Source organism: Mycobacterium sp. 134, assembly GCF_048282715.1.
Lineage (GTDB): Bacteria > Actinomycetota > Actinomycetes > Mycobacteriales > Mycobacteriaceae > Mycobacterium > Mycobacterium septicum.
This window is the reverse complement of record NZ_JBLVUN010000008.1, coordinates 6,493,332-6,506,673: the sequence shown is the minus strand read 5'-3', so window position 1 is coordinate 6,506,673 and position 13,342 is coordinate 6,493,332. Positions and strand designations below refer to the sequence as shown.

The 13,342-nt window shown below is 68.0% G+C and carries 14 protein-coding genes; 4 read left to right on the top strand and 10 right to left on the bottom strand.

The window, feature by feature from the left end; all coding sequences use genetic code 11:
• Positions 1–3 precede the first annotated feature (3 nt).
• On the top strand, positions 4–534 hold the full coding sequence (locus tag ACNQVK_RS35855; RefSeq protein WP_418033576.1) for a dihydrofolate reductase family protein: 531 nt from the start codon (positions 4–6) through the stop codon (positions 532–534).
• Here ACNQVK_RS35855 and ACNQVK_RS35850 read toward each other — a convergent pair.
• Both ACNQVK_RS35850 and ACNQVK_RS35845 read right to left on the bottom strand, forming a co-directional pair.
• Positions 515–1,162 (bottom strand): TetR/AcrR family transcriptional regulator, encoded by a 648-nt coding sequence (locus ACNQVK_RS35850; protein ID WP_418033575.1) that lies wholly within the window; start codon positions 1,160–1,162, stop codon positions 515–517. The genes ACNQVK_RS35855 and ACNQVK_RS35850 overlap by 20 nt on opposite strands.
• The gene (locus ACNQVK_RS35845; protein ID WP_418033574.1) at positions 1,146–1,283 is read right to left on the bottom strand and encodes a hypothetical protein; all 138 of its coding nucleotides are present in this window, start codon (positions 1,281–1,283) and stop codon (positions 1,146–1,148) included. Before ACNQVK_RS35845 ends, ACNQVK_RS35850 begins: the two co-directional genes overlap by 17 nt.
• 193 nt (positions 1,284–1,476) lie before the next feature.
• On the opposite strand from ACNQVK_RS35845, the gene ACNQVK_RS35840 reads away from it, so the two are divergent.
• On the top strand, positions 1,477–2,274 hold the full coding sequence (locus tag ACNQVK_RS35840) for a crotonase/enoyl-CoA hydratase family protein (protein ID WP_418033573.1): 798 nt from the start codon (positions 1,477–1,479) through the stop codon (positions 2,272–2,274).
• Between the two features lie 3 nt (positions 2,275–2,277).
• Here the strand turns inward: ACNQVK_RS35840 and ACNQVK_RS35835 are convergent, their stop codons facing one another.
• From ACNQVK_RS35835 to ACNQVK_RS35825, 3 genes are all read right to left on the bottom strand, one after another.
• A complete protein-coding gene (locus tag ACNQVK_RS35835) occupies positions 2,278–2,499 on the bottom strand; it encodes a hypothetical protein (protein ID WP_036446466.1) in 222 nt (73 codons plus the stop codon).
• A 149-nt stretch (positions 2,500–2,648) separates the two neighbouring features.
• Positions 2,649–4,124 carry an aldehyde dehydrogenase gene (locus ACNQVK_RS35830; protein ID WP_409552608.1) on the bottom strand — a complete coding sequence of 492 codons (1,476 nt, stop codon included), beginning with the start codon at positions 4,122–4,124 and terminating at the stop codon, positions 2,649–2,651.
• A gap of 55 nt (positions 4,125–4,179) precedes the next feature.
• The gene (locus tag ACNQVK_RS35825; protein ID WP_418034550.1) at positions 4,180–4,938 is read right to left on the bottom strand and encodes a class I SAM-dependent methyltransferase; all 759 of its coding nucleotides are present in this window, start codon (positions 4,936–4,938) and stop codon (positions 4,180–4,182) included.
• A gap of 48 nt (positions 4,939–4,986) precedes the next feature.
• Here ACNQVK_RS35825 and ACNQVK_RS35820 point away from each other — a divergent pair, with 48 nt between their 5' ends.
• Positions 4,987–6,156 (top strand): glycosyltransferase family 4 protein, encoded by a 1,170-nt coding sequence (locus ACNQVK_RS35820; RefSeq protein ID WP_418033572.1) that lies wholly within the window; start codon positions 4,987–4,989, stop codon positions 6,154–6,156.
• A 79-nt stretch (positions 6,157–6,235) separates the two neighbouring features.
• On the opposite strand, the gene ACNQVK_RS35815 is transcribed toward ACNQVK_RS35820, so the two are convergent.
• Positions 6,236–7,909: a hypothetical protein gene (locus tag ACNQVK_RS35815; RefSeq protein ID WP_418034548.1), complete on the bottom strand. Its 1,674-nt coding sequence runs from the start codon at positions 7,907–7,909 to the stop codon at positions 6,236–6,238.
• Between the two features lie 14 nt (positions 7,910–7,923).
• Positions 7,924–9,120: a DUF3068 domain-containing protein gene (locus ACNQVK_RS35810; RefSeq protein WP_276129444.1), complete on the bottom strand. Its 1,197-nt coding sequence runs from the start codon at positions 9,118–9,120 to the stop codon at positions 7,924–7,926.
• Between the two features lie 238 nt (positions 9,121–9,358).
• Between ACNQVK_RS35810 and ACNQVK_RS35805 the strand changes: the two genes are divergently transcribed.
• The gene (locus ACNQVK_RS35805; protein ID WP_418034546.1) at positions 9,359–10,477 is read left to right on the top strand and encodes an acyltransferase family protein; all 1,119 of its coding nucleotides are present in this window, start codon (positions 9,359–9,361) and stop codon (positions 10,475–10,477) included.
• Here the strand turns inward: ACNQVK_RS35805 and ACNQVK_RS35800 are convergent.
• From ACNQVK_RS35800 to ACNQVK_RS35790, 3 genes are read right to left on the bottom strand one after another with little or no spacing between them, the layout of a single operon-like run.
• Complete coding sequence (locus ACNQVK_RS35800; protein ID WP_418033571.1) at positions 10,440–11,924, bottom strand: AMP-binding protein; 1,485 nt, start codon at positions 11,922–11,924, stop codon at positions 10,440–10,442. The two genes, ACNQVK_RS35805 and ACNQVK_RS35800, sit on opposite strands and share 38 nt — an antisense overlap.
• A 1-nt stretch (position 11,925) precedes the next feature.
• Positions 11,926–12,897, bottom strand: a complete 972-nt coding sequence (locus ACNQVK_RS35795; protein WP_418033570.1) for a phosphotriesterase family protein — start codon at positions 12,895–12,897, stop codon at positions 11,926–11,928.
• A gap of 19 nt (positions 12,898–12,916) precedes the next feature.
• Positions 12,917–13,333, bottom strand: coding sequence for a PPOX class F420-dependent oxidoreductase (locus ACNQVK_RS35790; protein WP_211156958.1), 417 nt, complete (start codon positions 13,331–13,333; stop codon positions 12,917–12,919).
• Between the last annotated feature and the right edge of the window lie 9 nt (positions 13,334–13,342).

Genomic DNA, 13,342 nt, shown 5'->3' with positions numbered 1-13,342 from the left:
CTGGTGAAGACCGTGTACTACACCGCGTCGAGCTTGGACGGGTTCATCGTCGACACCGAGGACAGCCTGGACTGGCTGATCTCACGGGCCATCGACCAGCAGGGCCCCTTCGGGTACGACGAATTCATCAAAACCATTGGCGCGCTGGCGATGGGGTCGGCCACCTACGAGTGGATCGTGAAGAACCATCCCGACGAATGGGGGTACGAGCAGCCGACATGGGTGCTGACCCATCGGCCGCAGATCATCTCCACCGACTACCCGGTGCAGGTGTTCTCCGGAGATGTCGCCGAGCTGTACCCGAAGCTGGTCGAGGCCGCAGCGGACAAGGATGTCTGGGTGGTCGGCGGAGGGGACGTCGCCGCCCAGTTCGTGACGGCCGGGCTGATCGACGAGATGATCGTCAGCTACGCGCCCTGCACTCTGGGGGCGGGGTCGCCGGTCCTGCCGGTTCGGTCCGAGTGGGCGCTCGCCGAATCCGGGACCAACGGTGACTTCGTCTGTGCCCGATGGGTCAGGGTGACTGCCGGCTGAACTGCGGCACGCCGTTGCGCCGGACGAATTCCCTTGACTTGATCAGGAATTCGAGTTGCCGGGCGACATCGTGTAAAGGGCCGACCGATCGGGACGACCGGCAAAGCACCACGGCGCCCTCGAGGGTGGCGATGCACATCACCGCCAGGGAGGACGCGTCGGATTCGTCGAAACCGTCGGCGGCGAAGGCCCCGGCCAGGGCGGTGCGCCAGCGGTCGAAGATGGCGGCGGCCGCCGCGGTGAGGTCGGGTTCCTCGTCCGGGGCGGCGATCGCCACCGCGACGACCGGGCAACCTGCGGTGAAATCGCTTCCGATGAGCACGCGTTCCCAGAATTCGACGAATCGGTGCACGAGATCCCATGCGCTGTCGGAAGTTTCGGCACCGATGACGTCGCCGATCCGGTCCGCGGCGAACTGGAGCGCCTCGATCAGGATCTGGCGACGCCCGCCGGGGAAATGGTGGTACACCGAACCGCGCGGTGCGCCGCTGCGGGTGAGGACTTCATCGATCGTGACGCCGGCGGCGCCCCGCTCGCGCAGCACCTCGACCGCGCTGCTGAGCATGCGGGCGCGGGTGGAGCCGCGCTTGTTGCGAGGCTTCGCGGCGGTGTCAGGCGGCCCGGTCATGCAGGAACTGCGAGGAACAGCGAAGCAGCATCCGAGGGGTGATGGTGCGCACCGGGGTGTGTGGTGTGCGGACCCGACGGGTGAACCGGTGACCGGCGAGGTTGAGTTCAACGACCCACATCGCGCACCGCCCTTCTATGTTATCCACCATAGAAATGGCGGAATCCTCGCATGGTCTCGAGTATCCAACGAGCATGCTTGTACGCAAAAGACTAGCAGGTGAACTGCTTCTGAACAGGTCCTCACCAGGGTGACGGAGCGAGCCAGAATTATGATGACTTGCATAATTCTGTGAGGGGGCGTTGACTGCCCCTATGACGACAGACCCGGCCCTGGGCACCCTCACCCTGCAGCGGGATGGCCACGTCCTGCTGATCGGACTGAACCGCCCGGAGAAACGCAACGCGTTCAACGTCGCGATGCTCACCGATCTCTCGCTCGCCTACGGACTGCTGGAATCCGACGACGACCTGCGCGTCGGTGTGCTGTTCGCACACGGTGAGCACTTCACCGCAGGCCTCGATCTCGTCGACGTTGCGCCGTATGTCGCCAGCGGTGAACTGCCCATGCCCGAGGGCGGACGCGACCCGTGGCGCCTCGACGGCGAGTGGACGAAACCGGTCGTCGCCGCGGCCCAGGGCAGATGCCTGACCCTCGGCATCGAACTACTCCTGGCCGCCGACATCCGCGTCGCAGCCAAGGACACCCGGTTCGCGCAGATCGAGGTGCTCCGGGGCATCTATCCGTTCGGCGGCGCCACTCTGCGCATGCCACGTCAGGCCGGCTGGGGCAATGCCATGCGGTGGCTGCTCACCGGTGACGAGTTCGACGCGACAGAGGCGCATCGCATCGGGCTGATCCAGGAGGTCGCGCCCGATGCCGATACGGCCGTCGCTCGAGCAAAGGAAATCGCGCACACCATTGCCGATCGCGCCGCGCCGCTCGGGGTCCGGGCCACCCTCGCCTCGGCGCACACCGCGCACCGCGAAGGGGACGTCGCGGCGATCGCCCGGTTGCGGCCGGTGGTTGCCGAACTGTTCGGCACCGCTGACGCCGCCGAAGGTGTGCAGTCCTTCGTCGAGCGACGCGCCGCGAACTTCCAGGGCCGCTGAGGATCAGCCGGCGGACTCCAGCGCGACCAGCGCCGCGGCCACCGCGAAGAACTTGTTGGACCCGAGCTGGCGCACGGTCTTGATGTTGAACGCCGCGGCGAGATGCTCGGCGTCGGCGTCGGTGACCCCGGCCAGTGCGGCGGGCGAGGCGTCCAGGATCTCCTTGAGCGATTTGTCCTCATAGGCCTTGTCGAGCGACTTCGCCAGATCCACGGAAACTGCCATGGTGCCTCCTCATAGTCGGAGCGGCCACGCTAACCGCCGAACCTGAATCCCGGCTGTCCACTTCCTGGCCGAGAAGACACAAATGTCCCGGAAAACCGAGGTCTTCCGGGACATTTGCGGCTGTTCGCGGGGATAACTCCCGACGAGTTTTACTCCGGGGTGTAGCCGAACGGCAGCAGCACACTCTTGGCCTGGGTGTAGGCGTCGATGCCTTCCGGGCCGTTCTCGCGTCCGATACCCGAGTTCTTGAAGCCGCCGAACGGGGCGCCGGGATCGAAGGCGTACATGTTCACCGCGTAGGTGCCGGTGCGGATCTTCGAGGCGATCTCGACGGCCTTGGGGAAGTCCGTCGTGTACACGCTGCCGGCCAGGCCGTACGGCGAATCGTTGGCGATGCGGACCGCGTCTTCCTCGGTGTCGAACGGAATAACCACGAGCACCGGCCCGAAGATCTCCTCCTGGGCGATGGTCATCGAGTTGTCGACATCGGCGAACACGGTGGGCTGCACGAACCAGCCCGAATCCAGGCCCTCGGGGCGGCCGCCGCCGGTGACGATGCGCGCACCCTCCTCGACGCCCTTCTTGATGTAGCCCTCGACCCGTTCGCGCTGCTTCTCGGAGATCAGCGGGCCGATCATCGAGGCCGGGTCGTCAGGCAGGCCGACCGGCATCGCCGCGACGGCGGCGGAGAGCTTCTCGACGACCTCGTCGTAACGCGACCGCGGCGCCAGGATGCGGGTCTGGCCCACACAGGCCTGGCCGCAGTTCATCAGGCCGGAGAACACCAGCATCGGCAGGGTCGAGTCCACGTCGGCGTCCTCGAGGATGATCGCCGCGGACTTGCCGCCGAGTTCCAGCGTGCAGGGCTTGAGCTTCTCGGCGGCGATCTTGCCGATCTCCTTGCCGACACCGCTGGAGCCGGTGAAGGTGAACTTGTCCAGCTCGGGGTTGGCGGTCAGGGCGCGACCGGTCTCCGGGCCGCCTGGCACCACCGAGAGCACGCCCTCGGGCAGGCCCGCCTCGGTGAGCACCTCGGCGAACAGGTTGGTGGTCAGCGGGGTCTCACCGGCCGGCTTGAGCACGACGGTGCAGCCGGCGAGCAGGGCCGGACCCAGCTTGTTGCAGGCCAGGAAGAATGGCACGTTCCAGGCGATGACGGCGCCGACGACGCCGATCGGCTCCTTGATGACCAGGGTCTGGCCGTAGATGCCGTCGCGGATGTCTTTCCAGTCGTACTTGTCGGCCGCGCCGGCGTAGTACTGCAGGCTCGACACGCCCGCGCCGAACTGCATCATGTCGACGATGGTCGGCGGCTGGCCGGTCTCCAGCTTCAGCAGGTGCTTGAAGTCGTCGGCCCGCTCGTTGATCAGCTCGACAGCCTTGGCCAGCACGCCCTGGCGCTCCTCGGGCGACATGTGGGGCCACGGGCCTTCGTCGAACGCCTTGCGGGCCGCGGCGCAGGCCGCGTTGACGTCGGCTTCGGCCGCCAACGGAACCTGACCGACCTTTTCGCCGGTCGCGGGGGAGACGACCTCGATGACCTCGGAGGTCGAGGGCTCGACCCACTGGCCACCGATGAACAGCTTGTCGTATTCAGTCTTGGCGACAGTTGCGCTCTGTGTCATGGACGTCACATTACCTAGATTTCCCGCAAAAACGAGAACCTGTTCCAGTAGATGGTCAGGACGGCCGCAGGACCAGCACCAGATTGCTCACCAGGAACTCCCGCAACCCTGGCACCGCCGTCATCCACCAGGCCCATCGTGGGTGGTAGCGAGGAAAAGCGGCGACCAGCGCGCCGGTCGAGCGCGCCCACTGCAGGCCGTCGGCGGCCGACACCGCGAACAACGACGAGCCGTAGTCGTTCTTGGGTCGATGACCGTGTTTGCGGGTGTACCGCTCGGCTGCCCGGGCCCCGCCCAGATAGTGCGTCAGCCCCATCTCGTGGCCGCCGAACGGGCCGAGCCAGACGGTGTAGGACAACACCACCAGTCCGCCGGGCTTGGTCACCCGCAACATCTCGTTGCCCAACCGCCACGGGTGCGGCACATGCTCGGCGACATTGGAGGACAGGCAGATGTCGACACTGTCGTCGGCGAACGGCAGCGCCATCCCCGAGGCCCGCACGAACGTGCCCTCAGTCGCGTCGGCGGCGGGGCCGGCGTGCATCTCACGCGGGTCCGGCTCCACCCCGATGTAGTGCATGCCCGCCTGATCGAACGCCGACGCGAAGTAGCCGGGCCCGCCGCCCACGTCGAGCACGGTGCGTCCGGCCGGAGATTCGCCGGTGGCGGCCGTCCACAGATCGGTGGTCAAGGCGACGGTATCGGCGGCCAGCGCCCCGTAGAACCGGGCCGGTTCGCTCTGCTCGAACCGGAACTGCGCCAGTAGGCGCACCGACCGGCTCAGGGTCGCCCGGCGGGCGAAGCGCGCGGAGATGTCGCTGGGCTGCACCCGCCCAACCTACTGACCGGTACCCTCAACACGATGTCTGCCCGTCCTGATGCACGCCTGCGGAGCGTCCTGCTCTTGTGCTGGCGCGATACCGGGCATCCCCAAGGCGGCGGCAGCGAGGCCTATCTGCAGCGGATCGGCGCGTGTCTGGCCGAAGACGGCGTCAACGTCACGTTGCGGACCGCGCGTTACCCGGGGGCGGCCCGTCGCGAGGTGGTCGACGGCGTGCAGATCAACCGGGCCGGTGGTCCCTACAGCGTGTACATCTGGGCCGGGCTGGCCATGGTGGCCTCCCGCGTCGGCCTCGGGCCGTTGCGCAGGGTCCGGCCCGACGTGGTCGTCGACACCCAGAACGGCTTGCCGTTCCTGGCCCGGCTGGCCTTCGGCCGCCGGGTCGCGGTGCTCGTGCATCACTGCCACCGGGAACTGTGGCCGGTGGCCGGCCCGATGAAGGGCCGGATCGGCTGGTTCGTCGAGTCGAAACTCTCCCCGCGGCTGCACCGCCGCAACCAGTACGTCACCGTGTCACTGCCCTCGGCCCGCGATCTGAACGAGCTCGGGGTGGACTCCGGCCGGATTGCTGTGGTGCGCAACGGACTTGACGAGGCGCCCGGCCCGACGCTGGAGCTGCCCCGGTCGACCAGCCCCCGGCTCGTCGTGCTGTCGCGGCTGGTGCCGCACAAGCAGATCGAAGACGCTCTGGAGGCGGTCGCGGCACTGCGTGCCGAGGTACCCGGACTGCACCTGGACATCCTTGGCGGCGGCTGGTGGCAGCGGCGGCTGGTCGAGCACGCCGAACTTCTGGGCATCTCCGATTCGGTGACGTTCCACGGTCATGTCGACGAAGAGACCAAACACCGTGTGCTGCAGCAGAGCTGGGTGCACGTGCTGCCGTCGCGCAAAGAAGGCTGGGGACTTGCCGTCACCGAGGCCGCCCAGCACGGGGTGCCCACCATCGGGTATCGCGCGTCCGGCGGACTGACCGACTCGATCGTCGACGGGGTCACCGGGCTGTTGGTCGAGGATCGTGACGCCCTGGTGACGGGGATCCGCCAGCTGTTGAGCGACCCGGTGATGCGCGTGCAGTTGGGCAGCAAGGCTCAGACGCGTAGCGACGAATTCTCCTGGCGGCTCAGCGCGGACGCGATGCACGCCGTATTGGGATCCGTGCACGAGGGCAATTTCGTCAGCGGCTTGGTGTAAGTCGGTCCCGCCACTTCTTCCGAAGCCCGCGTTGGTTGACTTTGAAACCACGCACACCGCTACCCGCAAAAATGCGGCGTCAGCTCAAAGTCAACGCGGAGTTCTCCACGCGCGGACGGCGCCAGAAACTGACCGCCATCCCGGCAGCCCCGCCGGCCAGCGCCAGCAGCCACACCAGATGGGCAGCGATCAACAGGTTTCGGCGCGGTGAGGCCGGGTGGTCGCCGCCGATCCGGTACACGGCGATATCGCCATCCCGATATGCCACCGGAAGATCCAGTTTCGCCGGCACACCGTTGGTTTCGACTACCAACCAGCCGACACCGGCGTCGGCCACCGTCTGCCGGTCTGCGCCTGAGCGCAGCAGGTCTTGCACCGCCTGGGCCCGCGTTCCCTCTCCTGGCACGACTTCGGCACCGATCACCAGATCGCCGGTGGACAGCACCTCGGCGCGCAGCCACCGGGGCAGCGGATCGAGCACCGGTGCGGCACCGGCCCAGTAGAACGACCGCATGCTGTCCGGTGGCAGCACCGCCACCGGTCGGGGATCGGCGTTGATCGCTGCCGCCGCGCCGGCCCACCCGGGCGGATACTGCACGGCCCGCATGTGATTGCCCACACCCCACATCAGATCGGGCAAGACCGCGACGAGTGCCGCGCAGCCCACCGCGGCCGCCGCGGCCGGCGGTACCCGCAGCCGGCTCAAGGTGACCGGCGCTGCTGCGGCGGCCAGCACGTAGCCCGGCATGGCCAGCGCCACCCATTTCTGTCCGTCCCGCACCACGCCGAGGCCGGGCAACGCCCTGATCGTCGCGTCCACCAACGCGAGCCCTGGCCCGGTGGCCATGGCTGCCGGGATCAACACCGCCGCCGCTGCGAGAATCAGCAGCGGTGCCGCCGTACGGTTGCGCGCCACCACCGGCAGGCCGAGTGCGACGATGCCGAGCAGTACAGCGGTGGCGACCAGTGCGAAAAGCGTTGTGCGCGAACCGGGCACCGCGTCACCGTTCCAGATACCGCCGAGGCCGGCCAGGCTGCCGAGGGTGGCCAGCCCGGGCTCGGCGCGGGCTGCGAAGGCGTGGACTCCCGCCGCCGACCCCGGGGATGACACTGTTCCGCCGACAGCCGCGGCCACCAGCCACGGCGCCGCGGCCAGCACGGCGGCCCCCAACCCGAGCCCGGCGACCTGCAGGCGTCGCCGGCCATCGCCAGGGGCCGCAACGCACACGAGCGCGACGGTCGCGGCCAGCATCAGGCCCGTCGGCGTCAACCCGGCGAGCGCGGTCCAGAACAGCAGACCCCACACCGGGCCCGCCTCCGGCTCGGCCCGCAGGCGCAGCACGCACACCGCCACCCAGGGCAGGCAGCCGTAGCCGACCAGCAGGCTCCAGTGCCCCTGCAACAACCGCTCGGCCACGTACGGATTCCAGATGGCCAGGGTCGCCGCGATGAACTGGCCGGGCAACCCGGGTCCCAGCACGGTCGAGGCAAGCCGCGCGGCTCCCCAACCGGCCAGCCACAGACCCGCGACCAACATGATCTTGACGACCACCCCGCCGTCGAGCACGGCGGAGGTCAGGGCGACGAAAAAGTCCTGCGGCAGCGCCCTCGGCGCGGCCTCGGTCAAGCCCAGCGCCGCGTCGGTCAGATACGAGCGCGGGGTGGAGACCGCGTCGCGCAAAAGCAGATAACCGGGCCCCAACAGGGGCCCGGTTATCGACAACGACAGTGCCAGCGCATAGGCCGGCAGCAGAGCAGAGCGCAGGCTCAGACCGGCCGGTCCGGTGGTAGGTCGGACGGTCGTTGAGCGGGTAGTTTCTCCGTCTTCGCCTCAGCCCCGGGAACCTGGAAGCCCTGGGTGTCGAAGAAGCCGTGATCGGCGGTGTCGAGTCCCGGATCGATCAGAGTGGACTCGGCACGCACCGCGAATGACCCCACCACGGCGCCACCGATGAGTGCCAGCAGACCCAGTGCGGTGAACGTGATCGGCAGGACGCGGGTCCACAGTGACACCCGGTCGCGCTCATCCTGAGCGGCCGCGACCTGGGACTCCACGGTGTCCTCGTTGTAGGTGACCTTGTAGTCGACGTAGGTCACCTCGGGCTTGAGCGCGTCCCGCGCGTAGTACTGGTAGCCGTGGTCCTGCGCCTTGACGATGGTGCCGGACACCGGGTCGACCCAGAAGGTGCGCTGCGCGGCGTAGAAGCGGTCCATCGTGATCCGCTCGTCGGGTTCGCCGGGCACGCCCCACATCTCGGGGCTCGCGGTGACCGAACTGTCGGCGTCGTCCTCGTAGAGCGAGGAGTACTTGACCGGCTCGGCGAGCTTGCCGTCGGAGTCGTAGCCCACGTTCTGGATGAACCGGTAGGTGGTCAACCCGTTGACGTCTTCTTCACCGTCGTAGTTCGCGTCGAACGGCTTCTGTGCGATCGGGTCGAAGAACGGGTACGTCTTCTTCTCGGTGTCGAACGGGAACCGGTAGGTCAGGCCCTCGTGCGGCAACGCCACGTTCGTCGGTGGCTTCTCGTCCTCGATGGCCCGCGGCTTCTGCAGCGCGCCGCCCGGGTTGTTGTCGCTGGACACGGCCAGCGCGGTGCTGCGGTTCATCGTGACGGTGTCCACCAGCGCCAACAGCAGGCCGGAGTCCTTCTGCTGGTCCGTGCGCCGCAGTGTGCTGCCCACTTGCAGCGTCACCACCTCGGCGTTCGACGGTGATTCCACACTGACCTGTTGCTGGAGGGCGACCGGCACGTTGCGGTCCACCGAGAACTTCGGTGCCACCAGCGATTCCGGATCGAAAGCGGTCGCGGTTCCATCGCTGACCAGGCTGGCATCCAGATTGAGCGGGATCTTGGCGATCTTGCCCTTGGTGTAGGTGGTCAGCAACAGTGCGGCAATGAGCAGGGCTGCACCCAGCCCCATCAGTCCACATGCCGCGATACGCAGCGCCACTGCGCGGTTCAAACCGGGCCTCCTTCGGTGTGGGCCAACTCGTCGTGAGGCAAACCCGTTCGACCCTAACAGCACTATTTAAGGCCATCACTTACTCCGGTGGCACGCCGCGGGTGCATTAACCCGCAGTTTGGCGGGGTTGCCACGGCGCGGCACACTGGTCGCCGTGGCCACCCGAGCATCGGACCCGGAAGCCGGTCCAGATGTAGAGGTCGGAGGAACCCGCAGTTTCCTGCCGGCTGTCGAAGGCATGCGCGCGTGCGCGGCCATGGGTGTGGTTCTCACCCACGTCGCCTTCCAGACCGGACACACCACCGGGGTGAGCGGCCGGTTCTTCGGCCGGTTCGACCTCGCGGTCGCCGTGTTCTTCGCGCTCTCGGGGTTCCTGCTGTGGCGCGGCCATGCCGCGGCGGCGCGCGGGTTGCGCCCTCGCCCGCGCACCGGCCATTACCTGCGATCCCGCATCGTGCGCATCATGCCCGGCTATGTGGTCGCCGTGGTGGTGATCATCCTGCTGCTTCCGGAGGCCAAGGCCGATCTGACGGTGTGGCTGGCGAACCTGACCCTGACCCAGATCTATGTGCCGTTGACCCTGACCGCGGGACTGACCCAGATGTGGAGCCTGTCGGTCGAGGTCAGTTTCTATCTGGCGTTGCCGATACTGGCGCTGCTGGCACGGCGGTTGCCGGTGCGGGCCCGCATCGGCGTGATCATCGCGGTGGCGGCGCTGAGCCTGTTGTGGGTGCGCATCCCGTTCTCCGGCACCACCGGGCTCAACCCGTGGAACTGGCCGCCGGCGTTCTTCTCCTGGTTCGCCGCGGGGATGGTGCTCGCTGAACTCACGGTGAGTCCATTCGGCTGGGTGCACCGGCTGGCCCGGCGCCGGATTCTGATGGGCGTCATCGCCGCGGTGGCATTCGGGATCGCGGCCTCGCCGCTGGCCGGCCTGGAAGGGCTGCGCCCGGGCTCGGTCGGCCAGGTGACGCTGAAGACCGCGATGGGCGCGATCGTCGCGGGCGCGCTGCTGGCGCCGCTGGTCCTCGATCACCCCGGCACCAGGCACCCGATTCTGGGCAACCGGGTGATGGTGACGCTGGGCCGTTGGTCCTACGGGCTGTTCGTCTGGCATCTGGCGGCGTTGGCCATGGTGTTCCCGATGATCGGGGAGTTCCTGTTCAACGGGCAGATGCTGGTGGTGTTGGTGCTGACCCTGGTGTTCGGCTTCGCCCTCGCCGCGGTGAGTTACGCGCTGGTGGAATCACCGTGCCGGGAAGCGTTGCGGCGCTGGGAGTACCGGAACGAGAGCCCCGTGCCGCCGCTGGACAGCTCGATCACCGCCGAGCCGGAGCCTGCCCCAGCCGCGCGATGACCTCGTCACGCACCGCGGTGCGACGGGCCTTGCCTGCGTCGTCACGCAGCGGGGTGTCGACAAACTCCACCTCGGCGGGCACCTTGTAGCCGGACAGGCGTTCACGGAGAAAGGCCTGCACCGCAGCGACATCCAGGTCCGCCCCGTCCGTGGGCTGCACCAGAGCGTGCGGTACCTGACCCAGATCCGCGTGGGGTACGCCGACGACCAGACAGGACAGCACGTCGGGATGGTCGGCCAGCGCGGCTTCGATCTCGGCCGGGTACACGTTCTTCCCGCCCACGGTGAACATGTCCACGCGCCGGTCGTTGAGATAGAAGAAGCGATCGGGTCCGTCGTCGACGTAGTACCCCAGATCGCCCAGGGAGTCCCAGCCGTCGCGGCTCTTGGCCGTGCTGCCGACGTAGCGGTAGGTGGGCGCGCTGCCGGGGCCCGGCCGCATGTAGATCTCGCCGGTGACACCGGGCGGGCATTCGCGTCCGTCGTCGTCGAGCACTTTCATCTCACCGGCCACCACCACACCGACCGATCCGGGGTGGGCCAGCCACTGCTCCCCGGAGATGAACGTCAGCGCCTGCAGTTCGGTGCCGCCGTACAGTTCCCAGACCGTCTCGGGGCCGAGCAGATCGATCCACGCCTGCTTGATCGCGGGCGGGCAGGGGGCGCCCAGGTGCCAGAACCGCCGAATGCTCGACAGGTCATAGGCGTTCGGGTCGGCCCGGTAGACCGGCAGCAGCCGCTGCATGATGGTGGGCACCGTGGTCAGGAACGTCACGCGGTGCTCGGTGACCAGCGCCAAGAACTCGGCCGGGTCGAAGCGGGGCATCAGTACGAGGTGGTGACCCTGCAGCAGGGCGATCGCGAATGTGGTGAAACCGGTGTTGTGGCTCAACGGCACCGACATCAGCGTGACGTCATCGGATTGGGCGCCCAGCGGAACTCCGATCAGGGCAGGCACCCGGCTGTCGCCGCCCGCCTCGATCAGCTTCGGGCGTCCGGTGCTGCCACCGGAGGCCATGGACTTCCACGTCGGCGCGACCGCCTCGGGCAGCGGTGCGTCGGACAACTCGGTCCCGGGTGTGAAACCGGCGGGCAACCATGGTGTTTCACCGGCATCGCGGCCGACCACCAGCGCCCGGGGCCGCAACGCCAGGATCCCGGCGAACTCGGAGTCCGGCAGCCGGGGCGACAGCGGCTGCGGCACCGCGCCGAGTTTCCAGGCCGCCAAGGTGGCCTGCACCCATTCGATCGAGTTGGGCAGGCTGATGGTGACGTAATCACCTTGTCGCACACCGCGTTCAGCGTAGGCACGGGCGAGTCGGTTGGTTGACCGGTCCAGGTCGGCCCGGGTGAGCGTGATGCCCTGGCAGGTCACCGCCGGGCGGTCGGGGCCGGCATCGGCCAGCTGGGCGGTCTGGGTGGGGATCGGTGGAATGACGCCGGTCATCTCAGTAACCACCTTTGCGGTCGAAGATCCGCCGCGGATTGTCCACCAGCATCGTGGTGATCTGGTCCTCGGTGACCCCGCGTTCCCGTAGCGCAGGCAGCACGTCGTTGTGGATGTGCAGGTAGTGACTGTTCGGCAGGGCCCGGGCGGTCAGGTCGTCGGGCAGCGCGTCGAAGTAGCACCAGGTGTCGTGCGAGAGCACCATGTTCTCGGCGTGGCCGCGCTCGCACATGGTCGCGACGGTCGCGACCCGCTCGTCGAACGGGAGGTAGACGTCGACGCCGAAGCGGTCCATGCCGATGTAGGAGCCGCCGGCGATCAGCTCCTCGAGGTAGCCGATGTCGGTGGTGTCGCCGCAGTGGCCGATGATCACCCGGGACAGGTCGACGCCCTCCTCGGCGAAGATGCGCTGCTGTTCGAGGCCGCGCCGGCTGGCCGCGTGGGTATGGGTGGAGATCGGCACCCCGGTCTGCCGGTGGGCCTGGGCCACGGCCCGCAGGACCCGCTCGACGCCGGATGTGACGCCGGGTTCGTCGGTGGCGCACTTGAGGATCGCCGCTTTGATCCCGGTGTCGGCAATGCCGTGTTCGATGTCGCGGACGAACATCTCGGTCATCGGGTCGACCTGGCCCGGAGCGGGCCCGTTGAAGTGCAGGGCCAGCGGCAGGTCGTTGTAGGTGTAGAAACCGGTGGCGACCACGATGTTGAGGTCGGTGGCCTCGGCGATCCGGGCGATACGCGGAATGTAGCGGCCCAGACCGATCACCGTGAGGTCGACGATGGTGTCGACGCCGTGGGACTTGAGTTCGGTGAGCCGCGCGATCGCATCGGTTTCCCGGCTGGCCTCGTCACCCCAGGACTCCGGATAGTTCTGGGTCAGCTCGGTCGTCATGATGAAGACGTGCTCGTGCATGAGCGTGACGCCGAGGTCTGCGGTGTCGATGGCTCCGTGGGCGGTGTTGACTGTCGGCACTTGGGAGATGCTAGGTCCGTCAGTCCGCTGTGTGCGGGGATTCGGTCCAGTCGCGGGCGGTGGTGCCCACGCCGTCGAGTCCCCAGCTGATGATCCGGCGCGGCGCGATCCGGATGATGTCGCCGCTGAGCCCGCCGTCGGTGGTGCCCGCACCGGACAATGCTGTTGCGGTACCGCGAATTTCGATGCCGCGGGCGTCCGGTGGCCGTACCGAGAGCACCGTGTCGACGATGAACGCCACCTGGGGGTTGCGAAGTACGTTGCGCCACTTCTGCGTCGACGCCAGGGCGTGTCCGACGATGTCGATGCCGGACCCGCCTGGACTGAGGTGAACGCCGACGGGGCGGATCTGTGGGTCGCCGTCGCGGCCGACGGTGCTCAGCCGTCCGATCGGCTGCTCACGCAGGTAGGCCAGTTCGGCCGCGGTGAACGTCATGGTGTTTGC